This window comes from Nocardia terrae (assembly GCF_009760405.1).
Classification (GTDB): domain Bacteria; phylum Actinomycetota; class Actinomycetes; order Mycobacteriales; family Mycobacteriaceae; genus Nocardia; species Nocardia terrae.
Genome location: NZ_WRPP01000007.1, coordinates 18,905 through 45,478 on the forward strand (window position 1 = coordinate 18,905; position 26,574 = coordinate 45,478).

Annotated in this window: 23 protein-coding genes, 1 pseudogene and 1 riboswitch; of the genes and pseudogenes, 12 read left to right on the plus strand and 12 right to left on the minus strand. The window is 67.5% G+C overall.

Features of this window, described 5'->3' with window-relative positions:
• The first annotated feature begins 39 nt into the window (after positions 1-39).
• The 3 genes from mfd to GPX89_RS30985 all read left to right on the plus strand — a co-directional run bounded on the left by mfd (position 40) and on the right by GPX89_RS30985 (position 5,571).
• A complete protein-coding gene (gene mfd / locus GPX89_RS30975) occupies positions 40-3,654 on the plus strand; it encodes a transcription-repair coupling factor (RefSeq protein ID WP_157391283.1) in 3,615 nt (1,204 codons plus the stop codon).
• Positions 3,655-3,817: 163 nt separating this feature from the next.
• The gene (locus GPX89_RS30980) at positions 3,818-4,504 is read left to right on the plus strand and encodes a MazG family protein (protein ID WP_157391585.1); all 687 of its coding nucleotides are present in this window, start codon (positions 3,818-3,820) and stop codon (positions 4,502-4,504) included.
• A 98-nt stretch (positions 4,505-4,602) separates the two neighbouring features.
• Positions 4,603-5,571, plus strand: a complete 969-nt coding sequence (locus tag GPX89_RS30985) for a hypothetical protein (RefSeq protein ID WP_157391284.1) — start codon at positions 4,603-4,605, stop codon at positions 5,569-5,571.
• A 1-nt stretch (position 5,572) separates the two neighbouring features.
• Here GPX89_RS30985 and GPX89_RS30990 read toward each other — a convergent pair whose 3' ends face one another.
• From GPX89_RS30990 to GPX89_RS31000, 3 genes are read right to left on the minus strand one after another with little or no spacing between them, the layout of a single operon-like run.
• Positions 5,573-5,869 (minus strand): MTH1187 family thiamine-binding protein, encoded by a 297-nt coding sequence (locus tag GPX89_RS30990; protein ID WP_328602487.1) that lies wholly within the window; start codon positions 5,867-5,869, stop codon positions 5,573-5,575.
• Positions 5,866-6,441, minus strand: coding sequence for a TerD family protein (locus tag GPX89_RS30995; RefSeq protein WP_328602488.1), 576 nt, complete (start codon positions 6,439-6,441; stop codon positions 5,866-5,868). The genes GPX89_RS30990 and GPX89_RS30995 overlap by 4 nt, the downstream gene beginning before the upstream one ends.
• A 15-nt stretch (positions 6,442-6,456) precedes the next feature.
• Positions 6,457-6,945, minus strand: a complete 489-nt coding sequence (locus GPX89_RS31000) for a hypothetical protein (protein WP_157391285.1) — start codon at positions 6,943-6,945, stop codon at positions 6,457-6,459.
• A 560-nt stretch (positions 6,946-7,505) separates the two neighbouring features.
• On the opposite strand from GPX89_RS31000, the gene GPX89_RS31005 reads away from it, so the two are divergent.
• A complete protein-coding gene (locus GPX89_RS31005; protein ID WP_157391286.1) occupies positions 7,506-8,936 on the plus strand; it encodes a stealth family protein in 1,431 nt (476 codons plus the stop codon).
• 45 nt (positions 8,937-8,981) lie between these two features.
• Here the strand turns inward: GPX89_RS31005 and GPX89_RS31010 are convergent, their stop codons facing one another.
• A complete protein-coding gene (locus GPX89_RS31010) occupies positions 8,982-10,076 on the minus strand; it encodes an esterase/lipase family protein (protein WP_157391287.1) in 1,095 nt (364 codons plus the stop codon).
• A gap of 214 nt (positions 10,077-10,290) precedes the next feature.
• On the opposite strand from GPX89_RS31010, the gene GPX89_RS31015 reads away from it, so the two are divergent.
• Together GPX89_RS31015 and GPX89_RS31020 are read left to right on the plus strand one after the other, a co-directional pair.
• Positions 10,291-10,671, plus strand: a complete 381-nt coding sequence (locus GPX89_RS31015; RefSeq protein WP_157391288.1) for a hypothetical protein — start codon at positions 10,291-10,293, stop codon at positions 10,669-10,671.
• A 200-nt stretch (positions 10,672-10,871) separates the two neighbouring features.
• Positions 10,872-11,324 carry a hypothetical protein gene (locus GPX89_RS31020; protein WP_157391289.1) on the plus strand — a complete coding sequence of 151 codons (453 nt, stop codon included), beginning with the start codon at positions 10,872-10,874 and terminating at the stop codon, positions 11,322-11,324.
• 29 nt (positions 11,325-11,353) lie between these two features.
• Here the strand turns inward: GPX89_RS31020 and GPX89_RS31025 are convergent, their stop codons facing one another.
• Positions 11,354-12,331: a 5-aminoimidazole-4-carboxamide ribonucleotide transformylase gene (locus tag GPX89_RS31025; protein WP_157391290.1), complete on the minus strand. Its 978-nt coding sequence runs from the start codon at positions 12,329-12,331 to the stop codon at positions 11,354-11,356.
• Between the two features lie 28 nt (positions 12,332-12,359).
• Positions 12,360-12,439, minus strand: a riboswitch (ZMP/ZTP riboswitch).
• 127 nt (positions 12,440-12,566) lie between these two features.
• On the opposite strand from GPX89_RS31025, the gene GPX89_RS31030 reads away from it, so the two are divergent.
• The 4 genes from GPX89_RS31030 (at position 12,567) to GPX89_RS31045 (ending at position 15,617) form a co-directional block, all read left to right on the plus strand.
• The gene (locus GPX89_RS31030; RefSeq protein ID WP_157391291.1) at positions 12,567-13,394 is read left to right on the plus strand and encodes a DUF4389 domain-containing protein; all 828 of its coding nucleotides are present in this window, start codon (positions 12,567-12,569) and stop codon (positions 13,392-13,394) included.
• Positions 13,395-13,458: 64 nt separating this feature from the next.
• Complete coding sequence (locus GPX89_RS31035) at positions 13,459-13,839, plus strand: hypothetical protein (protein WP_157391288.1); 381 nt, start codon at positions 13,459-13,461, stop codon at positions 13,837-13,839.
• 173 nt (positions 13,840-14,012) lie between these two features.
• Positions 14,013-14,660, plus strand: a complete 648-nt coding sequence (locus GPX89_RS31040) for a DUF4232 domain-containing protein (protein ID WP_157391292.1) — start codon at positions 14,013-14,015, stop codon at positions 14,658-14,660.
• A gap of 99 nt (positions 14,661-14,759) precedes the next feature.
• Positions 14,760-15,617 (plus strand): glycosyltransferase family 2 protein, encoded by an 858-nt coding sequence (locus tag GPX89_RS31045; RefSeq protein WP_157391293.1) that lies wholly within the window; start codon positions 14,760-14,762, stop codon positions 15,615-15,617.
• 58 nt (positions 15,618-15,675) lie between these two features.
• Here the strand turns inward: GPX89_RS31045 and GPX89_RS31050 are convergent, their stop codons facing one another.
• The 7 genes and pseudogenes from GPX89_RS31050 to GPX89_RS31080 all read right to left on the minus strand — a co-directional run bounded on the left by GPX89_RS31050 (position 15,676) and on the right by GPX89_RS31080 (position 24,152).
• A complete protein-coding gene (locus tag GPX89_RS31050; protein WP_328602489.1) occupies positions 15,676-16,629 on the minus strand; it encodes a phosphodiesterase in 954 nt (317 codons plus the stop codon).
• A 155-nt stretch (positions 16,630-16,784) separates the two neighbouring features.
• Positions 16,785-18,203, minus strand: coding sequence for an MATE family efflux transporter (locus tag GPX89_RS31055; RefSeq protein ID WP_157391295.1), 1,419 nt, complete (start codon positions 18,201-18,203; stop codon positions 16,785-16,787).
• Positions 18,204-18,544: 341 nt separating this feature from the next.
• A pseudogene (locus GPX89_RS31060) lies at positions 18,545-19,588 on the minus strand (PLP-dependent cysteine synthase family protein); the annotation flags it as partial.
• A 56-nt stretch (positions 19,589-19,644) separates the two neighbouring features.
• A complete protein-coding gene (locus tag GPX89_RS31065) occupies positions 19,645-20,976 on the minus strand; it encodes an alanine racemase (RefSeq protein ID WP_157391297.1) in 1,332 nt (443 codons plus the stop codon).
• Between the two features lie 176 nt (positions 20,977-21,152).
• Positions 21,153-22,040 carry a type III PLP-dependent enzyme domain-containing protein gene (locus tag GPX89_RS31070; protein WP_328602491.1) on the minus strand — a complete coding sequence of 296 codons (888 nt, stop codon included), beginning with the start codon at positions 22,038-22,040 and terminating at the stop codon, positions 21,153-21,155.
• A 46-nt stretch (positions 22,041-22,086) separates the two neighbouring features.
• Positions 22,087-23,049: an ornithine cyclodeaminase family protein gene (locus GPX89_RS31075; protein WP_328602570.1), complete on the minus strand. Its 963-nt coding sequence runs from the start codon at positions 23,047-23,049 to the stop codon at positions 22,087-22,089.
• 23 nt (positions 23,050-23,072) lie between these two features.
• Positions 23,073-24,152: a TauD/TfdA family dioxygenase gene (locus GPX89_RS31080; RefSeq protein WP_328602492.1), complete on the minus strand. Its 1,080-nt coding sequence runs from the start codon at positions 24,150-24,152 to the stop codon at positions 23,073-23,075.
• A 210-nt stretch (positions 24,153-24,362) separates the two neighbouring features.
• Between GPX89_RS31080 and GPX89_RS31085 the strand changes: the two genes are divergently transcribed.
• Positions 24,363-25,073, plus strand: a complete 711-nt coding sequence (locus GPX89_RS31085) for a lytic transglycosylase domain-containing protein (RefSeq protein ID WP_157391589.1) — start codon at positions 24,363-24,365, stop codon at positions 25,071-25,073.
• A 144-nt stretch (positions 25,074-25,217) separates the two neighbouring features.
• Positions 25,218-26,504, plus strand: coding sequence for a phosphopyruvate hydratase (gene eno / locus GPX89_RS31090; protein ID WP_328602493.1), 1,287 nt, complete (start codon positions 25,218-25,220; stop codon positions 26,502-26,504).
• Positions 26,505-26,574: the final 70 nt, after the last annotated feature.

Sequence of the window (26,574 nt, forward strand, 5' to 3'; positions counted from 1 at the left end):
GCCGTCTGAAACGCTGATCTGCGCCGAGGAGTCTGCCCCATGACCACCCATCGTCCACCTCTGGCTGGCCTGGCTGCGGTGGCGGGTGCCGACGCAGCCTTGGAGCAGGTCAGGAGCCTGATCGGGCGGGAGTCGGCGATGCTGGTCGCGCCCTCGGCGGTGCGGCCGTTCGTGGCGTCGACGATCGCCGAGCAACGGCCGCTGCTGGTGGTGACCGCGACCGGGCGCGAGGCCGATGATCTGGCCGTCGAGCTCGGCGAGATCCTGGGGGACACCGTCGCGCTGTTCCCGTCGTGGGAGACCCTGCCGCACGAGCGGCTCTCGCCGGGTGCGGACACCGTCGGTCGGCGGCTGCAGGTGCTGCGGCGGCTGGCGCATCCGGAGGATCCGGGTTTCGCGGGGCCGCTGCGGGTGGTGGTCACCACGGTGCGCTCGCTCATGCAGCCGATGGCGGCGGGGCTGGGGGAGATCCAGCCCATCGTGCTGACCAAGGGCGCGGAGTTCGACTTCGACGAATTGCTGTCGCGGCTGGTGGAATTCGCCTACGAGCGGGTCGACATGGTCGGCAAGCGCGGCGAGTTCGCGGTGCGCGGCGGCATCCTGGACCTCTTCCCGCCGACGGCGGATCATCCGGTGCGCGTGGAGTTCTGGGGCGACGAGGTCGCCGAACTGCGGGCCTTCTCGGTGCAGGACCAGCGGTCCATCCACGAGGTGCCCATCGACCTGGTGGTCGCGCCGCCGTGCCGGGAACTGTTGCTCACCACCGCGCTTCGCGAGCGCGCCGCCCAGGTGGCCGCCGAGAACGCGGCCGACGCCGCCCTGGTGGAGATGCTGGAGAAGATCTCGCAGGGCATCCCGGTGGACGGCATGGAGGCGCTGCTACCGGTGTTGCAGCCGGGCGAGCTGCAGCTGCTGGTGGACGTGTTGCCCGCCGAAACCCATGTGCTGCTGTGCGATCCGGAGAAGGTCCGCACCCGCGCGGCCGACCTGGTGCGCACCGGTGAGGAGTTCCTGGAGGCGTCGTGGACGGCGGCCTCCTTCGGCGGGGCCGCGCCGCTGGGCGCGCACGGACTGGATCTGGCGGCCTCCGGCTATCGGGGTCTGGACGTGGTGCACGCCGACGCCGAGCGGCGCGGGCTGCCGTGGTGGACGCTGAGCCCGCTGGCCGCCGACCATCCCGACGAGATCGCGCTGCCGGTGCTGGCCGCCGCGTCCGCGCGCGGGTCCGAGGAACTGGTCGCCACCATCTTCGCCTCGCTGCGGGCGCATGTCGCCACCGGCGGGCGCGCGGTCATCGTGGTGGCCGGACACGGTACGGCGCAACGCATTCTGGAGCGCCTCGCCGATGCCGAGGTGCCCGCCGGGGCGCTGGAATCCGGGGCGGAACCGGTCTCGGGCGTGGTCGGCGTGCTGTGCGGTTCGCTGCACGACGGCATCGTGTTCGACGAGTCCAAGCTGGTGGTGATCGCGGAATCCGACCTCACCGGCAACCGGGTCACCGCACCCGGCGAGGGCAAGCGGCTGCCCGCGAAGCGCCGCAACCAGGTCGATCCGCTGGCCCTGACCGCCGGGGACATGGTCGTGCACGATCAGCACGGGATCGGGCGCTTCGTGGAGATGATCGAGCGGACCGTGGCGGGTGCGCGGCGTGAATACCTGGTCATCGAGTACGCGCCCAGCAAGCGCGGCCAGCCGGGCGACCGCCTGTTCGTGCCCATGGACTCGCTCGATCAGCTGTCGCGGTACGTGGGCGGCGAGCTACCGAGCCTGTCCAAACTGGGCGGATCCGACTGGCAGAACACGAAACGCAAGGCGCGCAAGGCGGTTCGCGAGATCGCGACCGAACTGGTGCAGCTCTACGCGGTGCGCCAGGCCGCGCCCGGCCACGCCTTCGGCCCGGATACGCCCTGGCAGCAGGAGATGGAGGACGCGTTCGCGTTCACCGAGACCGTCGATCAGCTGACCGCCATCGCCGAGGTGAAGGCGGACATGGAGAAGACGGTGCCGATGGACCGGGTGGTCTGCGGTGACGTCGGCTACGGCAAGACCGAGATCGCGGTGCGCGCGGCCTTCAAGGCGGTGCAGGACGGCAAGCAGGTGGCCGTGCTGGTGCCGACCACGCTGCTGGCGCAGCAGCATCTGCAGACCTTCACCGAGCGCATGGCCGGATTCCCGGTGGTGGTGAAGGGGCTGTCCCGCTTCACCGATCCGGCCGAATCGCGCGAGATCCTCGAGGGGATGACCACCAAGGACGTCGACATCGTGGTGGGCACGCACCGCCTGCTGCAGACCGGGGTCCGGTGGAAGGACCTGGGACTGGTCATCATCGACGAGGAGCAGCGCTTCGGCGTCGAGCACAAGGAGCACATCAAGGCGCTGCGCACGCACGTGGACGTGCTGACCATGTCCGCCACGCCGATTCCGCGCACCCTGGAGATGTCGCTGGCGGGCATCCGCGAGATGTCGACCATCCTGACCCCGCCCGAGGAACGGCATCCGGTGCTCACCTATGTGGGCGCGTACAACGACAAGCAGGTGGCCGCGGCCGTCCGCCGTGAGCTGCTGCGCGACGGCCAGGTGTTCTACGTGCACAACCGGGTGGCCTCGATCGACAAGGCGGCCAAGCGGATTCGCGACCTGGTGCCGGAGGCGCGGGTGGTGGTCGCGCACGGGCAGATGAACGAGGACATGCTCGAGAAGACCGTGCAGGGCTTCTGGGAGCGGGAATTCGATGTGCTGGTCTGCACCACCATCATCGAGACCGGTCTGGACATCTCCAATGCCAACACCCTGATCGTGGAACGCGCCGACGCCCTGGGCCTTTCTCAGCTGCACCAGCTGCGCGGGCGTGTCGGCCGCTCCCGGGAGCGCGGTTACGCCTATTTCCTGTATCCGCCGGAGAAGCCCCTCACCGAGACCGCCTACGACCGCCTCGCCACCATCTCCCAGAACTCCGACCTGGGCGCGGGCATGGCGGTGGCCATGAAGGACTTGGAGATTCGCGGCGCGGGCAACGTGCTCGGCGCGGAGCAGTCCGGCCACGTCGCCGGTGTCGGCTTCGACCTGTACGTGCGGTTGGTCGGCGAGGCGGTCGAGGCCTATCGCGCGGCCGCCGACGGCCGCCCCATCACCGTGGACGAGGAGGTCAAGGAGGTCCGCATCGACCTCCCGGTCGACGCCCACATCCCGCCCGACTACATCGCCTCGGACCGCCTACGCCTCGAGGCCTACCGCAAACTCGCGGCGGCCCAGGACGATTCGGCGCTCTCGGCCGTGGTCGAGGAACTCGTCGACCGCTACGGCCCGCTGCCGGTCGAGGTCGGCCGCCTGGTCTCGGTCGCCAAGCTCCGCCTGCTGGCCCGCGAATACGCGATCGCCGAGATCGGCGTCACCGGAACCACTCTCAAGGTGTCGCCCCTCCAGCTCCCGGACTCGAAGCAACTGCGCCTCAAGCGCCTGTACCCGAACGCCACCTACCGCGCGGCCACCGGCATCGTCCAACTACCCCTCCCGCGTGTCGAGGACAGCGTCGGCGCGGCGCGCGTCCGCGATGTCCAGGTGATCCAGTTCGTCGCGGACCTGCTCCTCGCCCTCGACGGAAAGGCCCCGGGCGCAGTGGATGTCAAGGTGGCACCGGAGGCCCTGGCCCCGTGATGAGGATCGGGTGCGTGTCCCGTCGTCTTGCCGCGGCGGTGTGTACCCGGCCCGCGGCACCCGTGACGCGGTGAGTACTTCGAACTCCGAAAGGAACAGCGCAGGCGTGGAATCGGATCGGCGGGTGGCGGGAGAGTCCGGTGCGGCGGCGGATACGGCGCGGATGACGGCGGCGCTGGGCGAGGCGGTCGATGTCATGGATCGGCTGTGGAACTTCGGGGGGTGGGAGGTGACGCAGACGCATGATTCGCTGCGGCCCTATCTGCTCGAGGAGACCTACGAGCTGTTGGACGCCATTCAGGAGCGGGATGCCGGGACGATCAAGGAGGAGTTGGGGGACCTGCTGTTGCAGGTCTTGTTCCACTCCCGGATCGCCGAGGCCGCAGGGGAATTCACGGTCGCCGACGTGGCCGCGGCGCTGGTGGCGAAGCTGGTGCATCGCAGTCCGCATCTGATCGGGCACGATGATTCCGGCGCGTACGACATCGATCCCGACGCCGCCGTCGCCGAGAAGATCGCGGCGCAGGAAAAGGCTTGGGAGGAGCGGAAATCGGCCGAGAAGGCGCGGCGCTCCTGCCTGGACGGTATCGCGATGGCGCAGCCCGCGCTGGCGTTGGCGGAGAAGGTTCGCTCGCGAGGTATCAAGGCTGGTTTACCGGAGGATTTGGTGCCGGACGAGCTGCGGGCGGTCGAACTCGGCGGGCCGGACAGCGCCGAAGAACGGTTGCGGAAGGCGACTCTCGTGTTCGCCGGACGGATTCGCGCCGCCGAGGACGCCGCCGAAATCGCGCGGGGAGAGCGGCGGGCGCTGGGTGCGGTGGACTGGCGCGAGTACTGGCCGCGCGGCTGAGCGAAATCCATTGCAGTGGCCGAAACGGGCATAGCGGAAGCGATGCCGGGCGATAACGGCGGTGTTGCCTTCGGCTCGTTTCGGCTAGCGTCTGTGGGGTGCATGCTTCGGGGCGCGAATCGATCACCGAGTACTACCCGCGGAAAGCGGGTGCGATCGGCGCGCTGGTCTTCTTCGTGGTCATGATCGTGCTGCCCGGCTTCGTGGTGTTCAACGGCGACGAACACATGGTCATGCGGGTACTGGCCGGTGTTGTCATGGGGGTGTTCGGGTTCGGGGCGTACGCCATGCTCGACGATCTGATTCGCCCGCAGCCCACGCTGGTGATCACCGAGGAGGGCTTCACCTATCGCGGTTACCCGCATGTGGCGTGGTCGGAGGTGGAGCGGCTGCTGCTTGGCATCGGCCGCCTGCGCAAGGGCGGTCGGGCCGACCGGTTCGCCGAGGTGGTGCTGCGTGATCCCGCCGCCTTCCGCGACCGTGTGCACGCGCTCGGCGATGTCATGGCCCGCAAGAACGTGGACCGCCCGCTGTTCATCGTCCCCGACCGCCTACCCGTGCCGGTGACCGCCGCGGTGGAGGCCATGCGCGCACACCATCCCGACCTGGTGGTCGCGGCCCTCGCGGACGAACCGGCCCAGACCTCCGCCATCCCGCCCTCCGCCGACCGCGACATGGTCGAAAGCGCCTTGGTCAGCGCCCTCGCCGACGATCTTCCCGCGGACTGGCGCGTGGCCGTCCTCTGGTTCTCCCTGGTCGGCGACGACGGCCACGCCGGCATCCAACTCGACCCGGCCGCCACCGAGGAGGACCTCCAGCCTTCCGAGGAGGTCCTCATGCTCCTCAACCGCCTCAAGGAAGTCTGCTACGACCAGATGACCGGCACCTGGCTCAGCGGCCAAGTGGTCCTGCGCGCCGACTCCACCCGAGCCGATTTCACCTTGTCGTTCAAGGAAATCCCCGACTGGCTCCCCATCCCCGAACCCACCGACTGCCGCCGCGAACTCGCCACCTACCCCCGCGCCGGCGACGAGATCCCCACCTGGCTCCGCCAGCGCATCAGCTGAATCAGTCCTCGGCCAAATATCTTTCGACGGTCTCGACCTTCGACGTCATGCCGTCGGTGACGCCCGGGCGGATGTCGGCCTTGATGACGAGGCTGCAGCGGGGCGCGGCGGCCATCACCGCGTCGGTGGCCTGTTTGACGACGGCCATGACCTCGTCCCATTCGCCCTCGAGAGTGGTGAACATGGCGTTGGTCTCGTTGGGGAGGCCGCTGGCTCGGACGATGCGGACCGCCTCGGCGACGGCGCGGCCGACGTCCGCGCCGACGCCGAGGGGCGTCACGGAGAATGCGACGATCACACGTTCACGCCGTAGTCGCGGGCGATGCCGGCCAGGCCGGAGGCGTAGCCCTGGCCGATGGCGCGGAACTTCCACTCGGGGCCGTGGCGGTAGAGCTCGCCGAAGACCATGGCGGTTTCGGTGGAGGCGTCCTCGGTGAGGTCGAAGCGGGCCAGCTCGGAGCCGGTGACGGCGTCGATCACGCGGATGTAGGCGTTGCGGACCTGGCCGAAGGACTGGCGGCGGGTGTCGGCCTCGTGGATGGAGACCGGGAAGAAGATATTGGTGATGGTCGGCGGCATGGCGGCCAGGTCGACATTGATCACCTCGTCGTCGCCGTCGCCCGCGCCGGTGAGGTTGTCGCCGGTGTGCTCGATGGTGCCCTCGGGGGAGCGCAGGTTGTTGTAGAAGATGAAGTGCGCGTCGGACAGGACCCGCTGGTTCTCACCGCAGGCCAGGGCGCTGGCATCCAGGTCGTAGTCGGCGCCCGTGGTGGTGCGCACGTCCCAGCCCAGCGCGACCGCCACCTTGGTCAAGTTCGGGGCTTGTTTGGACAGTGAGACATTTCCACCCTTGGCCAGGCTGACAGACACACGGTCTCCTTCGACTCAGTTTCGATCGGCCGCCATGGCTTCGAGCGCGGCGACCCGCTTCTCCAGATAGCGTAGTTCGGTGCCGTCGAGGACGGTGCGCTGAATTCCGGTGGCCACCGCGAAGGCCGACTGCCGATGGTCGTCGATCACCTCGACGGTCAGTTCGACCGCCACGTAATCGTCCGCGCCGGGCATGGGGTCGGCGATCACCCGCGCCTTGCCGCGGGCGCACAGCGCCACATTGCCGCCGCCGAGGATCAGCAACGCCACCTCCGGCCGTTCCCGCAGCCGCGCCAGCGACCCGCGATCGGACTTGAGGCTGAGCAGAATTCGGTGATCTCCGGCGCGCACCGGCCAGGAGACCGGGATGGCGTGCGGTGCGGGGTCGGTGGTCACCAGCACCGCGATGGTGTCGAGCGGCCAGTCGGGTAGGACATCCAATTCGGGGTGATCCTGCTCGGTCACTGTCGAGGGCTCCTGACGTTCCCGCGCGTCGGCTACCATCCGCGTCACCTCACCATCGGGTCGCGCACAGCGGGCTGGACTGTGCTGCAGCAAGTGTATGCCGTTGCCGCGCTGGCTCGCTGGCGTCCGCGGCGCGCCCCGCGTGTGCGCGCTGTGCCCTATTTGTCGGTTACGACTGTGAAAACACAGCCGGACCTGCGCGGAAACAGATTGACGAGAAGCGATAACGGTTGCATCATTCGTTACAGTCCCTCGTCTGAACGAGGTCATGCGAGTAACCGGCCGATGACCGCCCGGTGAAGCTCGTCCGCCCACAGCAGCTTCCTGGACCCTGCCGTGGCGACGGCGAACGCGAACAGCTTTTACCCCGGCGCGACAGGCGCCACGTGAACGAGTGAGGTGAGTGCGAATGGGCTTCCGGCCGTATCAGCGACGACCGTGGACCACGCCCCGCACTGCCCTGTCCGCTCCATTCTTCTGACTGCGCAACAGTTTTCACGGCATGCGCCAGCCCCCGGGATCCCCGCCCGGGCCGGCGCGAGGCCGTGTCGGCGCGCGGGGCGGACGTGAGGTGAAGTGCGAACAGAGCGGAGACGGTGATGGTGGATGAGTTGGTGGGCCGGGCGACCGTGGCGAACCTGGTGGTATCGGCCGCGGTGATCGACGATCTGCGCCATCTGCGTGGCGAATTGGCCGCGGCCGAGGTGCCGTACCTGCTGGTGCGGGATGCCGCGCACCGGCTGGTGCTGGCCGTGGACAGCGGTCATCGGGCCGCGCTCAGACGGGTGCTCGGGGCCGCGGTGGTAGCCGGATTCTCCTGTAATGAGAAGCAGCACAATGTCTTCCGCCTCGGACGGGATCTGGATCCGGCGCATCACGTGGAGATCGAGCTGTGGGAGTATCACGGTGACACCGTCGAATGCCCGCGCCCGAATGCCTTGACCCGCATGGTGTTCGACGTCGCCGACGTGGAACCCACGACCGTGCTGCTCTACGACGCCAGCTGGCCGACCCTGGCGGGCATGTTCACCCCGCACCCGACCGATGTCGGCTTCGACATCGACATCGTGTTCTCCTGGGTGGACGGCAGCGATCCCGAATTCCGTGCTCGCCGTGCGGGAATGATGGCGCAGGTGGTGGTCGGCGAGGGCGATGAGGCCGATGCCCGCATCCGCCAGATCGACGAGCTGCGCTATGCCCTGCGGTCGGTGCACAAGAACGCGCCGTGGATTCGCCGCATCTTCATCGCCACCGATTCCCGGGTGCCGGACTGGCTGGCCGAGGATCCGAAGGTGACCATCGTCCGGGCGGTGGATCATTTCTCCGATGTCAGCGGCCTGCCGGTGTTCAATTCCCATGCGATCGAATGCCAGCTGCAGCACATCGAGGGATTGTCGGAGCATTTCCTGTACTCCAATGACGACATGTTCTTCGCGCGTCCGGTGCGGCCGTCCATGTTCTTCACGCCCGCGGGCATCAGCCGCTATATCGAGGCGGGCACCCGAATCGGCCCGGGCGCCAACAATGAACGCCGCAGCGGCTTCGAGAACGCGGCGCGGGTCAATCGGGCACTGCTGGCTCAGCGCTTCGGCCATGTCATCACCCGGCATCTCGAGCACACGCCGGTGCCCTTGCGCCGCAGTGTGCTGCTGGAAATGGAGCAGGTCTTCGCCGACGATTTCGCGCGGACCCGGGCGAGTCGCTTCCGCGCCGCCACCGATATCTCGGTGACGAATTCGCTGTACCACTACTACGCCCTGCTCACCGGCCGCGCGGTGCCGCAGGAGGCTGCGAAGATGCGGTACGTGGACACCACCATGTACACCGGTCTGGCCCTGCTCGACGGCCTGGCCAAGCGTCGCAATGTGGATTTCTTCTGTCTCAACGACGGCAGTTTCCCGGAGGTCCCGGAGGCCGAACGGGTGCGCGCCGTCTCGGAGTTCCTGGACACCTATTTCCCGGAACCCGCGCCGTGGGAGAAGCCGGATGTCATCGCGGGCATGACGGCCTTCGAATCGGGCGCGGCCTGAACCGGATCCGGGTTCGGCGCAGCTCGCGCGCCGAACCCGGACGGGTCACAGCACGTACGGGTTGAATTCGCAGACCAGGTCCGGGTGGCCGGCCGGGTCCAGGGCGTGCAGGGCGATGGATACCGCGCGCGGGGAGTACATCATCGACAGGTGGTCGGACAGGTCGATGCCGCAGCCGTCCTGCAGGGTCACATTGTCGACCGTCGCGCCGGAGCCGGCCTTCAGGAAGGTGGCGTCGTACGGGGTCGAGATCTCGTCGTGGTCGGTGGCGACGCTGGTGTAGTGCACGCCGGAGACGGTGTCACCGGCCGCGTCGAGGGTCGCGTAGAAGCTGGATCCCGCGACTTGTTCGATCAGGCCCTGACCGACCAGCAGCTGGCTGAATCCCAGTGTGTTGAAACCCATGTCGGTGATCCGTCGGCCCAGGGTGGCGATGCCGTCGAGAGTGGTGCCGTGGTGGGTGGCTCCGAAGGTGATCAGCTGATCGACCTTGCCCGCGCCGCCGTCGAACTTCAGGTACTGATCGGCCACCGGGCCGCCCTGGGAGTGTCCGACGATGTCGACCTTCTTCGCACCGGTCGACGTCAGCACCTTGTCGATGAAGGTGGCGACCTCCTGGGCCGCGTCCTCCATGGGGGCAACGCCGTTCACGCCCGGGATCAGCGCGCCCAGGCCGCCCTGTTGCAGCAGGCCCTCCTGGCCGTAATTCAGTGCGTAGACACAGAATCCGGCCTTCTTGATCTCGGGGGAGAAGCGGGCGAAGCCGTCGTAGGCATTCATCCAGGAGCCGTGCAGTAATACCACCGGCTCGGGATGCGCGGCGCTCGGCTTGCAATTCCAGTCGTTGGCGCCGGCGGGGGCCATGTTCTCGTTGGCGAGGGAGAAGGTGAAAGCGGCTATGGCGTCGGTCATTTCGGGGCCGTTGCCGGTCGGGATGGTCGAGTGCGGTGCGCTGGAGACGCCGGTATCCGCGAGGGCCTTGCCGGCGGTGGTCAGGCCGGAATTGATGGCGGAGACGAGATTCTGGATCGTGGGCTGGGTGTCGGCTCGGGCGTCGGGGGTCTGGGTCCCGGCCATGAGGGCGAGGGCGGTCGCCCCCATGATCGCCGCGGCGACGCGCATCCGGTTGCGAATGATCATCTGGATGTCCTTCCTGCAGGTGCCGGGCTGCACTGCCCGAACCTGGATGCAGAAGGTAGAGGGCTGACCGGGGCCGTTCGTCGCGCTTGGGGCGAGGTTCCGGGTTCCTACAACAGCGGGATCACCTCGGTGTGAAAAGCGTCAATGTCGCTTGTGAGGTGCCCCAATAGTCGGCTGTTGGAATCCGATTGGTGGTGCCCGCGACTCTTACGGCATGACCAAGAAGTTCCTCGCCGCCGCCCTTCTCGCCGCCGCTTCGACCGCCACCGTTCTCGGTGCGGGTTCGGCCTCTGCCGACGACGTCCACCAGATCTATTTCGCCTACAACACCGACAACGGGTACGTGAACGGCCACCTGCAGGGCTTCAGTCACGACACCTATCAGGTCGACGCTCGCGGTGGTCAGGTCATGATCGTGGAGGCCAGCCCCAACTGGTCCGATGCGGTGGTCACCATCTCCGGGCCGACCGGCACGCTGTCCTACGACCGCCAGTGGTCGCGAGTCGTGCTGCCCTGCAACGGTTCCTACCAGCTGCGGGTCTCGTCCCCGAGCCACCAGACCATCGACTACGGCATGAGCGTCAAAATCGACTGAATTTCCCAGGATCCAACCACCGTGGAGCGTGCCCGGCACGCTCCACGTTTCTGCGTTCCGCCGATCCTTTCGGCGGCAGGCGGTATCGCGCCATTCGATTGGGCAGTCTATCGACAGAATGCCCGCCCATCGGCGGCGACGAAGGAGAAGACGAGATGGCCCAGCGACTTTCGACAGTCGACCCCCAGTGGTCGGATTGGATGAGGGAGAAAGACAGCCTGTGGAAGTGCCCGACCGACCGAGTGCTGGTCGGGCGGGAACACCGAGGGGACGAGAACGGCACCACCAGATACCGGTACGCCCGCCTGGTTCTCGGTGAGGGCGAGGACGCACTCACCGCCGCGGTGTCCCAAGGCGAATGGAGCAGCCCGATCCGCGAGTCCAAGAGCAGGTTCGTGGCCAACCGCGGCGAAGTCCTGATCGGACGCGAACACCAAGGCGACGAATCCGGCGTGACCAGATACCTCGTCGGCACCGTCTCCGTCGACGATCGCCCCGTCGCCTTCACCGACACCGGCTGGTCGGAATCCGTACCCGAATCCGCAAGCCAACTCGTCGCCCGCGACGGCGAAGTCATGGTCGGCCGATCCCACTCCGGCGACGAGAACGGTTCCACCCAGCACCAGAACGCCGCCCCGACCCTCCCGGACTGACCACCAGACCGGAAGGGCCACCGCACTTTTCAGTGATGGAAGAGCCGAACCCCGGTGCGGGCGAGGGTAATCCCATGCTCACGGCAGGCCGCGGCGACCTCCTCGGACCGGAGGGAACCGCCCGGCTCGACGATCGTCTCGACCCCGAGTTCGGCGGCGGCGTCGACATTGTCGCGGAACGGGAGATACCCGTCGGAGACGAGGGTGATGCCCGAAGGCGCGTCGGAGTGCCGTCGTGCCCACCACGTACGCGCCTTGCTCCCCGCGAGCACGGTGCAGTCGATGCGGGATTGCTGTCCCGCGCCCACGCCGATGGTCATACCGTCACGGACGAAGACGACGGTGTTGGACTGGGTGTAGCGAGCGGTGATCAGTCCCAGCAGCGCGTCGACGGTCGCGCATTCGCCGAGCGCTTCGCCGTCTGCCACGCGCAGTAGATCCGCGGAGATCGGCAGACTGTCCCGGTCCTGTTCGAGGGTGATGCCGAAGACCGTCCGGGACTCGAGGACGGGCGGCCGGAAGGCGGGATCGATCTCGAGGACGAGGAATCGGCCGCCTTTCTTGCGGCCCAGCGCCGCAACGGTTCCGGGGGCGTAACCCGGGGCGATGATGCCGTCGGAGACCACGCCGGAGAGCAGGTCGGCGAGCTCGTGATCGACCGGTTCCGAGACCGCGATCATGTCGCCGTAGGACGAGCGCGGGTCGGCGTCACGTGCCCGTGCGTAGGCCGCGGTGACCGGGCCGACCGGGCCGTCGCCCAATCGCCAACTCGCACGCATGGTTTCGTCGAGCTCGCCGTCCAGTGCCGCGCCCGCCGGGGAGACGTGTTTGAACGACGCCGCGGACGCCTTGCCCGTGGCGCGGCTCGCCTCGGCGACGAGTTGCCAGGCATTGAGCGCGTCGAGGTAGTTGATCATCGATGCGGAGCCGTGCAGCACTCGAAGGTGGTCGCCGCCGGCCGCCACCCGGGCGGATTGGTGCGGATTCATGCCGTAGCGCAAGGTCATTGCGGTACCCCGTCTCTGGTCTCGAGATGGGGAGCACCCAGGCGTACGACGCTCCGATACTGCGCTTCCTCGTGGTTGGCCCACGCAACGCCAGTCGCGATCGGGTTCAGCCTATCCGAGGCTGCGCGGGGGTGGATTGTTCAGCGCGCCGTCGGCGGGCTGCTCGATTCGTGTGGGACGCTGGCCGGGAAACGGCACTTTTCCGTCTTTTCGGACCTGGAAGCGAGTGTGCGTCATGGTCGAATACCCGCCGCCTGCGCAGCAGCCGATGTACCCGCCGATGCCCGAGCCGATCGTCGGCGTCGACGTGTTTCCGCCGCAACAGCATCGGCGGTGGACCGTGCTGCTGCGCGTCATCCTCGCCATCCCGCACTTCGTGGTCCTGGCCCTCGTGGGCATAGCCCTGGCGGTCGTCGCCTTCCTCGGCTGGTTCGGGGCGCTGTTCACCGGTGCGCTCCCGGCCTGGGCAGGTGACTTCCTGCGGGGCGCTCTCGCCTACACCTTCCGCGTCACGGCCTATCTGTACCTGCTGGTGGATGTCTACCCGCCGTTCAGTTTCGAGGTGAACGCGAACTATCCGGTGCAGGTCCTGTACCCGGCCCCGACCCGCCTGAACCGCTGGGCCGTGTTCTTCCGCTTCATCCTGGCCTTCCCGATCCTGGTCCTCACCAGCTGGCTGTCCAGCGGCTGGATGGTCATCTCCCCGATCATCTGGCTGATCATGCTCATCACCGGCCGCATGCCCGCCGCGGTCTTCCAGGCCACCGCCGCCGTCTTCCGCTGCCAGGTCCGGGTCGACGCCTACTGGCTGATGCTCACACCCACCTATCTGTCCCAGGTCTTCGGCGACGGCCCGCTGCCCGAACCCAGTGCCGTCGCGCCGCCGCTGCCCTACACTCCCGCTTCGCCGACGCGCCCCCTGTTGACCTCGAAGGCCGGTCGCGTCCTGCTATGGGTGATCCTCGTCGTCGGCATCCTCTGGAGCTTCTTCAACCCCTCCCCGAACTACTCCCACCACAACGAGCCCACCCGGACCAACCACGTCGAATGGGGGACTCCCTAGCGCCTGGCATGCGCGAATAGTCGGCTGTTGGAATCCGATTGGTGGTGCCCGCGACTCTTGTCGCATGACCAAGAAGTTCCTCGCCGCCGCCCTTCTCGCCGCCGCTTCGACCGCCACCGTTCTCGGTGCGGGTTCGGCCTCTGCCGACGACGTCCACCAGATCTATTTCGCCTACAACACCGACAACGGGTACGTGAACGGCCACCTGCAGGGCTTCAGTCACGACACCTATCAGGTCGACGCTCGCGGTGGTCAGGTCATGATCGTGGAGGCCAGCCCCAACTGGTCCGATGCGGTGGTCACCATCTCCGGGCCGACCGGCACGCTGTCCTACGACCGCCAGTGGTCGCGAGTCGTGCTGCCCTGCAACGGTTCCTACCAGCTGCGGGTGTCCTCGCCCAGCCACCAGACCATCGACTACGGCATGAGCGTCAAAATCGACTGACGCCCACCATCTCCCAACCAACATCAGGGAGCTCTCACCGAGGAAATCCGCCCGATTTCCTCACCGAGAGCTCCCTGATCTCGTTGCTGTGCGTTCGGGTGGAGATGCACCTCGAGCTGGGTCGATAGTCGGCTGTTGGTCGATGGTTAGTGGGTCGAACGAAGCTTCAAGGCATGAAGAAGAGATTCCTTGGTGCGGTGTTGTTCGCGGGTGCCCTGACGGCGGTGACCACCGGATGCACCCCGGATGGCAGTGTGTCGGTGACGGTTTCGCCGGCGCCGACCACAGGTGCGGCCTCGACCGGCACACCCACCGGCGGTGGCCAGTCGGGCGATGGTGGCGCGCAGGCCGGGGACGGCGGCGCTTCGACCGGAACACCGGCTCCCACGGCCGCACCCGTCTCGGAATGCACCAACGGCCAGATCCACGTTCGCGCGGAGAATCTGGACGGCGGAAACAAGAACTACAACGGCACCCTGCTGATCTTCGAGACCACCGGCGACGCCTCGTGCTGGCTGGTCGGTTACCCGGGCGTCGACATGTGGTCCCCCGGTGACAAATACGTCCACGCCAGCCGCACCCAGTACAGCGCGGTCTTCGGCCAGAACCCCGACCACAGCTGGGTAACCCCGCAACAGATCACCGTCAAACCCGGCCAACCCGCCCACGCCGTCCTGGAGAACACCGTCACCGACAACGGCCGACCCTGCCCGATCTCCCACACCCTCAACGTCACCCCGCCCGACATGACCGCCACCCAACCGGTGGAAACCGGAGCCGTCCACCCCTGCTCGGTGGTGATCCATCCGATCACCCAGTAGCCCAGCGCTTTCCGCCAACCTGATACTCGGGGCACCAGAAGGTGTGCCCGCAGTAGTCGCGGCTTGTCGGCCCGGGTGGGCGATCGCAGGATCATCGGCATGCTGTCGGTCGTCATCCCGGTTTTGAACGAGTCGCAATGCATTCGACGCACCCTCGATCGACTCTCGGCGCAGGACGCCGTCGACGAGATCGTTGTCGTCGACAATGGCAGCACCGACGGCACTCGTGACATTCTCGGCGCGTACGCGCTCACCAACCCGAAGGTGACGGTGGTCGACGAGCCCGTGCGGGGTGTGGCGCGGGCTCGCAACACCGGATTCGACCGGGCCCGTGGAGAATTCATCGCCCGCACCGACGCCGACACCATTGTCGATTCCGACTGGGCGGAGGTGATCCGGCGTCATTTCACCGCACACCCGGAAACCGCGGCGCTCACCGGAATCACCACGTATTTCGATTCCCCCGTGGGCTTCTTCCTCGAATTCGGCTATCGGCTGCAGGCCCGGCGCGGCCGGCTCGGCGGCCGGGTGGGCAATATGCACGGCCCGAACATGGCCATCCGGGCCACGGCGTGGAAACAGGTGCGCGACGCCACCGCCACCCGGCCCGACATCGTCGACGATCTGGACCTCGCCCTGTGCCTGACCAAAGCCGGTCTGGCCATCGAGCAGCTGACGACCATGCGCGCACGGACTTCCGCCCGCCGCCGCAGAACCAGCCCCGCGAAATGGTGGCGATTCCAACAGAGCGGCCTCCGCACGATCACCAACCAGGGCTACACCGTGCTGCCCTACCATCGCCTGATCATCGTGGGAGCGTGGGCGACCCACACCGCGCAGTGGCCCATCTACCGATTCTGGGATTTCGAGCGCCGCCGCTTCACCCTGCACCCGGGCCGGGAACGCCTCTACCCGTTGACCTCGTCGGACCGAGCGCCGTCAGCGGGCGAACCATGATCGATTTCGAATGCGGCGGAACCGGATTCGGCTCCCGTCGCAGTAGTCCCGGCCTCGCTCAGAGGACTGTTTCGCCGTCGGACTCGGGGGCCTCGGTCCGGCGGCGCAAGACGTGTGGGATGCGGGCCGCCGGGGGGATGACGATGCCCGCGTCGGCGAGGCGGTTGGCGGCCTGTTCAGGGTCGGCGGGGTTGCCCACGGTAGGGCCCGCGCCGATGGGCACCACCGAGTGGACGATGGTGTCCGGGTAGATGTGGACGTAGTTGAAGGCCTGAGCGCCGTCGCGGCCGCGCTGGCCGCCTTCGGCGGCGGCCATGTCCTGGCTGTAGCAGGTGGCCGAGGCCACCGAGACGGGGATGCCCGCGAAGGTGGCCGTGCTCGACAGGTGCAGGTGGCCGGCGAGGATGGCGCGGACGTCGGTGCCGTCGAGGACGTCGGCGAGGCGGCGCTGATCGCGGAGTTCGACCAGGACGGCCAGGTCCTGGACGCAGGGGATGGGCGGGTGGTGCATGGCCAGGATGGTGCCGAAGGGCGCCGGTTCGGCGAGAACCTCACGCAGCCAGGACAGTTGGGCGTCGGTGATCTCGCCCCAATGGTGGCCGGGGACCGTGGTGTCGAGGGCGATGATGCGTAGGCCGTCGTACATGTGGACGGCGTCGAACGGTGCGCTGGACGGCTTTTCGCCGAGCAGGTGCTCGCGTAGGGAGCCCCGCTCATCGTGGTTGCCCGCGACCCAGACGACCGGTGCGCCGATCCGTTCGGCCCACGGCTCCACCAGATCCCGCAGCTTGCGGTACGCGCCGGGCTCGCCCTTGTCGGTGAGGTCACCGGTGAAGACGATGGCGGTCGGCGCGATCGCGCTGGCCTCGGCCTGGCCGAGCAGGCTGGACAGCCGCGCCTCGGCGTCGACGGCGCCGTAGAGCTCGGTGTCGGCGGCGATCAGATGGGTGTCGCTGAAATGGAACAGGACATGGTCCGGCTTGGGATACTCGGCGACTCGCGTGATGTACACGGACATCCTCCCCGGCGTTGGTGGTGCGCCCTTGCTTGCCAACTCGTCGATAGGGCTTTGCCGATTCCGTCGCCAGAATAGCGAAAGCCGTTTCTTTCAGGTTGCCCGCGTGCAGTGACGACATGCTTGCGGGAAGGTGAGTTTTGGGTGTCGGGCTAGCGGCCGAGGCTACCGGCCAGCACTCGCGGATGTTCCTGTTCACGCACATGCAGCAGGGTGAAGTAGCGGCGCAGCATCAGGGCAGCGGTGGTCGCCAATCCGGCTGTCAGCCCCCACCAGACGCCCGTCGCGCCCAGATGAACCGGGAAGGCGAGCAGCAGCGCAGTGGGCAATCCCACAATCCAGTACCCCACCAGTGACAGCCGGAATCCGGCCTTGGTGTCCTTGAGCCCGCGCAGCAGACCGACCCCGATGTTCTGGGCCGCGTCGAAGAACTGCAGCACGATCGCGATCAACAGCAGCCGGTGCGCGAGCGCCACGGTCGCCGCGTCGCTGTCGGCCAGGAACGGCTTCAGCACCCAATCCGGCGCCACCACGTAGGCGATACCGGTGATGCCCGCGACCAATCCCGCGCACCGCAGCGCCAGCCACGCCACCGACCGGGCATGCCCGAACTCGTCCCGTGCCATCGCCCGGCTGACCAGGATCGACGCTCCGTGCGAGAGCCCGATCGCCACCTGGAACACGATGTACACGATCTGATAGACCACGTTGTGCGCCGCCAGGGCCGCCGCCCCGATCCCGCCCATCACCAGCGCCAGCACCGAGAACATGCCCGCCTCGGACCCGTAGGTGAGCGCGATCGGCGTCCCCAGCCGCAGCTCCTCCCGCACCGTCGCCGCGTGCACCGGCCACATCCGGAGCGGCAGCGTCGCACCGAGTTTCGCGTCGCGCCGCACCATGGCCCAGAACATCCCGAAGGTGATCAGGAAGACCAGCGAGGTGGCCACGCCGACACCGGTCAATCCCAGCGCGGGCAGCCCCGCCCAGCCGTGGATGAAGGCCAGCGCGAGCACCAGATTCAGCGCGACCGAACCCACCGTCACCAGCAGCAGCGCCTGCGGCCGCTGCATCCCGACCGTGTACTGCCGCAATACCTGGAACCACAGGCAGGGCACCAGACCGGGTGCGAGCGCCACCATCATCGGCCGCGCCTCCGCCAGCACCGCGGCATCCTGCCCCAGCCACCGCAGTGCCCAGCCGAGCCCGATGAGCAGCGCGCCGCCGAGCACTCCGGCCAGCGTCGCGATCAGAAAGCTGGACCGCACCACGTCACGCACTTCGCCCTGGGCCCGCCGCCCCTGCTTCTCGGCCCGGCTCACCACGGTCGCCACCTGATTGCCGGTGCCGGTGATCAATCCGACGCACATGGTCCGAATCTGGTTGAACAGCACCAGCGCCAGGCCACCCGCCGCCACCTGCCGCACCCCGAGCGTCCCCATCAGCGCGATATTGGTGGTGGACACCGCGACCTGGGCAAGCTGGGTCAACGCGATCGGCGTGGCCAGCGAAGTCAGCTGCCGCCCATCGGATTGCCGGTGCCCGCGGCCGGATACCCGAGGCGCTCCGATCATTTCGCGGCAGTCCCGTCGATCTCCCGCGCGGCCGTGTCCGGCACGTGAATGGTGTGGGTCTGATCCGGCGCCCGCATGCCCGCGATGACCTGACCGACCATGCTCGCCAGATCCGTCAGCCGCTGCCGGTGCTTCTCCAGCGCCAGGTAGACGTCATCCTCGTTCTTCGTCGCCAGCAGGTAGGCGATCTCGTGCACCGGCATGTCCACCAGATGCAGCAGATGGATGAGCCTGGCCTGCGGCACTTTCGCGTCCACGTAGTCGTGCAGCGTCGCGCCGGTGAGACCGTTCTCGATGGCGAAGGTGTCGGGCAGCGCGTAGTGCAGCTGCCGCAACACCTCGATCTCGCGCGGATCCGGGCGGCTCGGCGGCCGGTAGCGCGCCAGCAGCGCGGCGATCTCGGCCTCGTGTTGCTGGTCGATCAGGTCGCGGTCGCTCATCCATTCGTCGTCGAAGACGGTGTCGAGGTACTTCTCACCGTCGTCGTTGACGATCACGACCACGGTCGAATGGGCCGGGTACTCGTGCAGCCGGGTGAGCGCGGCGTACACCGAGCCGCCCGAGGATCCGCCGATCATCAGCCCGAGCTGCGCGGCCAGGGTGCGCGCGGTCGCGAAGGCGTCCGCGTCGGACACCTTGATCCGGTCCCGCTCCTCGATCCGGTGCAGATCCTGATCGACGTGCACACCGGGCACCGCGCCCTCGGGCGTACCGGTTCCGGATTGCCAATAGTCGTGCGCGGGACCGCCGAACGCGATCGATCCCTCGGGCTCGACGCCGACCAGCCGCGGATGGCATTCCAGATCGCGCAATCCGCGCGCGGTCCCGAACAGCGACCCGCCGGTGCCCACCGCCCCGATCAGAATGTCGACCCGCTCCAGATCGGCCAGCAGTTCCGCCGCCATCGTGTGATAGCCGACCCCATTGGCCAGATTGTCGTGCTGCGCCGGAAAATACGCGTTCTCCCCTTCAAGCGCCGCCATCTCCGCCGCCCGTTCCTCGCGAACGGACGTCGAGAGACCGTCCCCTTCGTCCGAGACGAATTCCAACTCGGCCCCCATGGCCCTCATGGCATTCAGTTTCGCGCTGGACGCGTGATGATCCACCACCGCCGTGAACCGATACCCGCGCTCCCGCGCCACCACGGCAAGCCCCAAACCGGTATTCCCCGAGGTCGATTCGATAATGTGCCCGCCCGGCCGCAACAACCCCCGCCGCTCGGCATCCAGCACCATCGACTGCGCCATCCTGATCTTGGCGGCACCTGTCGGGTTCATGGTCTCGAGCTTGAGGAACAGCCGAGTCCCGGTACATTGGTCGACCGCTAGCTCGAAAAGCGGGGTCTGTCCGATCAGCTCAGACATGCGCCTGGCGATAACCGGCATCGAGAGCTTCTCCTTAGGAAACGTCGTGGAGCGCGGGGCGGGTTGTGACGCTGCTGTCAGGTCTTGCGCGGGTCGATCTCGGGGGTCCATTCGAATTGTGGCCCCGCCGTCGAATCACGCAATATGATCTTCGGCGGTATTGGCAATTCGTGAAACTCCGACTCGTTGGAGTCCATCTGGTATCCAGCCGTATTCGGGTAGACGAGAAGATCATTCACCACAGCGGCGCGCTGCAATGGGATACGCCGCCAGCTGAGCATATCGGACTCGAGGCAGGAGGCGCCGCCGATACAGGTCGGGGTCATTGTGCCGACGCTCTCCGGCCAGAGAACCGGGTCCGGAAGATATTCGGTATCGAACCACTGCTCCGAAAGGCTGAGGCTGGTGCCGTCGACCGTCAGGATCTCATATGGGAGGCCGTGCGCCTCTCGGGTTTTGGTGCCCTGAACCCGGAACACCGTGCTGCCCGCGCGATCCAGCAGTGCGCGGCCGGGTTCGATCGCGAGGCGAATGTCGTTCTTCCGCAGGCGATCTCCCAAATCATTGTGCTCGAGAATAGCGGTCAGCATCTGCGGGCCGGGAGCCTTGCAGTAGTAGGGATAGTAGGAGTCCAAGCTCGGGGCGCGTCCGCCGTGGAACCAGGAGGGAGTGGCATGCTCGAGAAAGGAATTCCAGTATTCGGCGGCAATGTACTTCACACTGAAACCGCCCCCGATGGAGATGAGATTGGCAGCGTGTCCATTGACGCGGGCCTTGAGGCACCAGTCGATCAGTGTTTGCGCCAGTTCGGCGCGCGGAGCCACCTCGTAGCCGCTGAGATGGAAACTGAAGCCCTCCAATCGAACCGGGGCGTCGTCCAGCTGATCCCAAATATTGTCGAGCTCCGCGTCGGTCATGCCGAACCGGCTGGTGGAGTCCTTCGGCAGCACCCGCAGGACGATTCGCGCCCGAGTATCGGCTCCGCGACGGTGTGAGAGCTCGCTCAGCCGATCGAGTTCGCTCGGGCTGTCGATGGCGATCAGGGCATTCTTCTCCGTGGCCAGCATGAGCAGTTCGTCCGACTTGGCCGGTCCGGTGACCATGAGGTTGGAACCGTCGATCCCGCCGCGCAGGGCGGCGCTGAGCTCACGGGCGCTGGCGACATCGACCCCCGCACCGGCGGTAGCGCAGGCTTCTATCACACACGCGGATTTATTGGCCTTCTTTCCGTAGTAAATGAAACCCGTTACGCCGCTGGCCTCGAAGGCGTCCTTGAATTTGCTGATGTTCTCGACGATCCGGTCGGGAAACATGACGTGGAAGGGGCCTCCGACCGATTGGGCAATGGTCCGCAATGGGCCGTCATCGGCCAGTAGCCGTTTCTCCCACTCGATGAGCTCCGCGGGCATGGGCCGAGCGGTTATTTTGGACAAATCGCATGAAACGGCCGAGGCTTTCCCGGTGCTGGACAGGGGAGTTCCTTTCGTTGGATTCGCGCTCCAGGGCGCATAGGCATACTCGAGTCTTGTCTATGTGATCATCGGAAGTGTCTGTACGGGTGGGTAACTTCGATGCGTGTGTTAGATCACGTTTCGCAGGGTTCTTCGATTTCCCGGTCGAATAGCCCGTCCGAGGTGGAATGGCGCAGGATTATCTTGGGCGGCAGTGGCAGGCCGTGCGCTCGCGATTCGTTCGAATCCATCTGATACCCGCCCGTATTGGGGTAAATGAGTAGATCGTCCGTTATGGCGGCGCGGGGGAGGGGGATGCGGCGGCGGGAGAGCATGTCGGTCTCCAGGCAGGAGGAGCCGCCGACGCAGGTGGGGGTGACGGTGCTGGGGTAGGGCGGCCACAATGCCGGGTCCGGGAGGTATTCGCTGTCGAACCACTGCTCGGACAGGCTCGGGCTGGTGCCGTCGACGGTGAGGATGATGTAGGGGATCTCGTGTGCGAGACGGACTTTCACGCCCTGGATGCGAAAGACCGTGCAGCCCACCCGGTCCAGTAGCGCACGACCGGGCTCGATCGACAGGCGGATGCCGGAGGTCCGCAGGCGATGGCCGTAGGTCGCCGACATGCGCAGCAGCTCATCGGATTTGGTGGGACCGGTCACCATCGGATCCATGCCGCGAATACCGCCGCGCAGCGCGGCGCGGAACTCCTCGCAGCTGGAGACATCAACGCCCACACCGGTTTCGGCGCGGGCACGGACCACGCTCGGCGACTTGTTGGCCTTCTTGCCGTAGTAGATGTCGCCCGTGACGCCGGACTGCGCGAAGACCTGCTGGAAGCCTCGAATATTTCGCGTGACCCGAGCCGGGTACATGATGTGGAAGGGTCGGCCGAGCTGTCCGGCCATGTCGCGCAACAGATCCGGGTCATCCAGCAGTTGCTGTTCCCAGCTGTCGCGCTGCGCGGGCATCGGGGTGGCGGTGATATCGGAGATGCCGGGCGGCACGGTGAGTGGCTGCACGGTGTCGGTCAGCGTGCTCTCCCTTCGCCGGCGGAAGGTGCGCGCCTCAGTCCCATAGCGACACCTCCGTGCCGCGGCCCTCGGCGATGGCGCGCGTGGCGAGCGCGTGCGCGACGGCGATATCGGTGAGGACCAGCCCGCTGTTGTAGACGAAAATGCGCTCGTCGTCGGTGATCCGGCCGACCGCGCGGTGGTCGAGAATCTGGGGCAGTTCGGCGTCCACCCGGCGTAATCGGCCGTCGGGACCGGCCATGTCGGTGCCGGTCAGGGCCATCTGCTCGGCGCTGGTGGCGACCACCCGATCGGCCTCGGTGAGCGTGGAGGGGGCCAGGCCGTAGCCGACCAGGACGACGGTCGCGCCGGGCGCGAGATCCTTGGCCTCGATGGCCACCCGGGTCCCCGGCCCCGCGGTGGCGAGGATGACATCGGCCTCGCGCGCGGCCGTGTGCGGGTCGCTCACGATCTCCAGTTCGGCCTGCGGATGATGGTGCAGCAGTTGCTGATACACCGCCTCCAGGCCCTCCGGATGGGTCCCGTACAGCATCAGCCGGTTCAGATGCGGATTCGCGGCGAGCAGGTGCGGGAGCGCGTTGCGGCCCTGGGTGCCGGTGCCGATCAGCAGCACACTGCGCGAACCCGGCCGCGCGCACTCCCGCACGAGTAACGACGACACCGCCGGCGTGCGCAGTGCCCCGACGCGGGCGCAGTCCATCAGTGCGATCGGCGACCCCGTGGCGTCGTCGTAGAGCGAGATGGTGGTGAAGTACCGCTTGTTCGACCGATCGTGATGCGGGTCGAACTTGTAGCTGGTCTTCATGGCCACCACCCGGCGTCTGCCGTCGCGGCCCAGCATGGCGTAGGCCACCGACCACCCGTCCGGATGGGCCACGCTCAACTTGCGAGGATTGTCCGAATCGCCGCCCGCGAAGGCGAGATACGCGTCCTCCACGGCGCGCACCACCTCGGCGGGGGAGATCGGGACGTCGGCTAGGTCGCTGCGGGACAGCACCCGCAGCGGGGTAGGTCGGGCATTCACGTGTTGATCCCTCGGCTCGTGCGGAACGGTGCCACCACACGCTGGCCGTACCCGTCTTCGGCGGCCTCGGCCGCATCGCGCCGACGCTCCGGCAACCGGATGTTCACCCGCTTGAGCCAGCGGTCGGTGCCGTCGTAGCGGGGGGTGAACGGCACCCGCCCGTGCACCACAACGTCATTGTCCACCAGCAGGAGTTCTCCGGGGGCCAAAGCGGAGGTCATGCAGACCCTTTCGAGCTCCGCCGCCAAATGCCGGTACGCGGACCGGAATTCGGGGTCGGCGCGGTCGAGCGGGGTGTACGCCGGATCGAAGCGCAGCGTCAGCCGCCCGCCGTCGTCGCCCAGGGTGGCGACCGCGGGCGCGGGCGCGTCGTCGAAACCGCTGCCGTAGGAGACGTCGGGCAGGATCGGCAGGGTGGGGCGGGACAGTGTTTCCCGTTGTGCCGCATCGAGTTCGGTGCACCGCACCGAGGACACCGTGGTCCCCACCCGGTCGGGATTGCGCAGGCAGCCCAGCATGAGCAGATTGGCGCGGCCGGGATGGAAGGCGTCCTCGGTGTGCGGGCTGAGCAGTGTGGCGCTGCTGGCCCCCGACTGCTCGTGCTCGTGCCCGGGCGTCGGAACGATGTTGTTGACCAGTCGCCCGCCCTGCTGCCCCTCCCAGCCGAAAGGCTCACCGGCGCAGCGGGCCAGCAACAGCATGGCGATGTCGAGCTCGAAGGAGGCCGAGTGCTGTGTGCGATCCCCGGCCCGGGCCGCGGCCTCGCTCCAGTCGCGGGGCGTGCGTCCGAGTTCCTCGTCGCTGATCGGAAGCGGGCGGATGACGGTGACACCCGCGTCGGTGGCGGGCGCGCGCATGGCCTCGTGCACGGCGTCGGGCAGCCGCCCGTACTTGGCGTCGATGTGGCGCAGCAGGACCGGGTGCGCGAGCGTGGTGGCTATCTCCGCGCAAGGTCCGACTGTGACGGCGATCTCAGCAGCGAGGTGTCGCACCGCGCGGGCGGCGGATTCCGGCAGGTCGCGTCGTTCGATGTCCGAGGGGTGAAGCGTCTGACGTTCGGAGAGAACGCTTTTCACCAAAGGAAGGGCCTTCCTGGCTCGCTGGTGACATGGTGATCTTGCCTCGGCCACAGACCGTATTCTGCCCTAGTAATTTTGGCAAGGCTTACCTAAAGGTGTGTTCGAGAGATAGCTGTTCGGCATCAGACGACAGCCGGGAGACTAGCCGACCGGAATTATCTGGAAGATGGAAGGGTGCGAAACCGAACGGCCGCTGTCCGGGCCCTGATGACCCGCGCCGGCCTGGTGGGCACGGCGGCCGCTCTCGTGCTGCTGACGGGTTGCGGCGCAGACCATCTCACGCCCGTGCCCGACGACATGCCGCCGCCGGCGGGCGCGCCGACCCCGGCGATCGATCTGGATGCGCCGGGGCGCAGCGCGATTCAACTCGACTCGTGGGCGCAGGAACAGCACGCGGCCACGGGGATTCCGGTGGTCGCGCTGGAGGCGTACGGGTACGCGGCGGCCGTCATGGCGCGGTCCGAGCCCGAATGCGGTATCGGATGGACGACTCTCGCGGGCATCGCGAGCGTGGAGAGCCACCACGGTTCGCACGGTGGGTCGCGCCTGAACGACGACGGCACCGTCGCGCCGCCGATTCGCGGCCTGCCGCTGGACGGTTCGCCGGGGCGGGCGCGGATCCTGGATGTCGGCTCCACGGAAGCGAATCCGGTCTACGTGCAGGCGATGGGCCCGTTCCAGTTCATTCCGGAGACCTGGCAGCGCTGGGGAGTCGACGCCAATGGCGACGGCAGGATCGATGCCGACAATATCGACGACGCGGCATTGACGGCCGCTCGCTATCTCTGCGCGATGGGCGGGAATCTGACCACCGTCGACGGTTGGCAGAAGGCGCTGCTGACCTACAACCAGTCGACCACCTATATGCAGACCGTCCGCTACCGCGCCGCCGCCTACAGCGTGGGGCGAAAGGTCTGATCCGGTCCGTGCGCTGGGGCAGGTTTATATCTTGCGGCCACGCCGACGGGGGGATGTGTCAGCCCGATCCCGGCACGTTAGGCTCGTTCACGCACGGGTTCGCCGTGCGACCTGCCGAGTCAGCAGCCGAAGGAGTGTCGTTTCGTGGCCATCATCGAACAGGTCGGAGCTCGCGAGATCCTGGATTCGCGTGGCAATCCCACTGTCGAGGTCGAGATCGCTCTCGACGACGGCACCCTCACCCGCGCGGCGGTCCCGTCCGGCGCGTCCACCGGTGAGCACGAGGCCGTCGAGCTGCGTGACGGTGGCGATCGCTACCAGGGCAAGGGCGTGCAGAAGGCCGTCGAGGGCGTCCTCGACGAGATCGCCCCGGCCGTGATCGGTCTCGACGCCGTCGAGCAGCGCACCGTCGACCAGACCCTGCTGGATCTGGACGGCACCCCGGACAAGTCGCGTCTGGGCGCGAACGCCCTGCTGGGCGTTTCCCTCGCGGTGGCGCGTGCCGCCGCCGAATCCTCGGGCCTCGAGCTGTTCCGCTACGTCGGCGGCCCGAACGCCCACGTCCTGCCGGTCCCGATGATGAACATCCTCAACGGTGGCGCGCACGCCGACTCCGGCGTCGACGTCCAGGAGTTCATGATCGCCCCCATCGGCGCGCCGACCTTCAAGGAGTCGCTGCGCTGGGGTGCGGAGGTCTACCACACGCTGAAGTCGGTGCTGAAGGCTCAGGGCCTGTCCACCGGCCTGGGCGACGAGGGCGGTTTCGCGCCGTCGGTCGCCAACACCCGTGCCGCCCTGGACCTGATCGCCTCCGCGATCGAGAAGGCCGGCTTCAAGCTGGGCAGCGAGATCGCCCTGGCCCTGGACGTGGCCGCCACCGAGTTCTACACCACCGGTGAGGGTTACAAGTTCGAGGGCAAGGTGGTTTCGGCCGCCGAGATGAGCGAGTTCTACGCCGGCCTGCTCGGCAACTACCCGATCGTGTCGATCGAGGACCCGCTGTCCGAGGACGACTGGGACGGCTGGGTCTCGCTGACCGACGCCATCGGCGACAAGGTGCAGCTGGTCGGCGACGACCTGTTCGTCACCAACCCGGAGCGCCTGGAGGAGGGCATCGCCAAGGGCGCGGCCAACGCACTCCTGGTGAAGGTCAACCAGATCGGCACCCTGACCGAGACCCTGGACGCGGTCGACCTGGCCCACCGCAACGGCTACAAGACGATGATGTCGCACCGGTCCGGCGAGACCGAGGACACCACCATCGCCGACCTGGCCGTGGCCGTCGGCTCCGGTCAGATCAAGACCGGCGCCCCGGCCCGCTCGGAGCGCGTCGCCAAGTACAACCAGCTGCTGCGCATCGAGGACGCCCTGGGCGACTCGGCTCGCTACGCCGGTGACGTGGCGTTCCCGCGTTTCGCGTTCGAAGGCTGAATAATCGGTAGGTCGAAGCCCGATCACCTCATGGGGTTTCAGGGGGCCAGGCCCCCTGAGAGCCCCCGAG

Coding starts and splice junctions, on each gene's coding strand:
- mfd (WP_157391283.1), top strand. CDS start 40: ATGACCACCCATCGTCCACCTCTGGCTGGCCTGGCTGCGGTGGCGGGT.
- GPX89_RS30980 (WP_157391585.1), top strand. CDS start 3,818: ATGACGGCGGCGCTGGGCGAGGCGGTCGATGTCATGGATCGGCTGTGG.
- GPX89_RS31000 (WP_157391285.1), bottom strand. CDS start 6,945: ATGGTAGCCGACGCGCGGGAACGTCAGGAGCCCTCGACAGTGACCGAG.
- GPX89_RS31005 (WP_157391286.1), top strand. CDS start 7,506: ATGGTGGATGAGTTGGTGGGCCGGGCGACCGTGGCGAACCTGGTGGTA.
- GPX89_RS31010 (WP_157391287.1), bottom strand. CDS start 10,076: ATGATCATTCGCAACCGGATGCGCGTCGCCGCGGCGATCATGGGGGCG.
- GPX89_RS31015 (WP_157391288.1), top strand. CDS start 10,291: ATGACCAAGAAGTTCCTCGCCGCCGCCCTTCTCGCCGCCGCTTCGACC.
- GPX89_RS31020 (WP_157391289.1), top strand. CDS start 10,872: ATGAGGGAGAAAGACAGCCTGTGGAAGTGCCCGACCGACCGAGTGCTG.
- GPX89_RS31025 (WP_157391290.1), bottom strand. CDS start 12,331: ATGACCTTGCGCTACGGCATGAATCCGCACCAATCCGCCCGGGTGGCG.
- GPX89_RS31030 (WP_157391291.1), top strand. CDS start 12,567: ATGGTCGAATACCCGCCGCCTGCGCAGCAGCCGATGTACCCGCCGATG.
- GPX89_RS31035 (WP_157391288.1), top strand. CDS start 13,459: ATGACCAAGAAGTTCCTCGCCGCCGCCCTTCTCGCCGCCGCTTCGACC.
- GPX89_RS31040 (WP_157391292.1), top strand. CDS start 14,013: ATGAAGAAGAGATTCCTTGGTGCGGTGTTGTTCGCGGGTGCCCTGACG.
- GPX89_RS31045 (WP_157391293.1), top strand. CDS start 14,760: ATGCTGTCGGTCGTCATCCCGGTTTTGAACGAGTCGCAATGCATTCGA.
- GPX89_RS31055 (WP_157391295.1), bottom strand. CDS start 18,203: ATGATCGGAGCGCCTCGGGTATCCGGCCGCGGGCACCGGCAATCCGAT.
- GPX89_RS31065 (WP_157391297.1), bottom strand. CDS start 20,976: ATGCCCGCGGAGCTCATCGAGTGGGAGAAACGGCTACTGGCCGATGAC.
- GPX89_RS31085 (WP_157391589.1), top strand. CDS start 24,363: ATGACCCGCGCCGGCCTGGTGGGCACGGCGGCCGCTCTCGTGCTGCTG.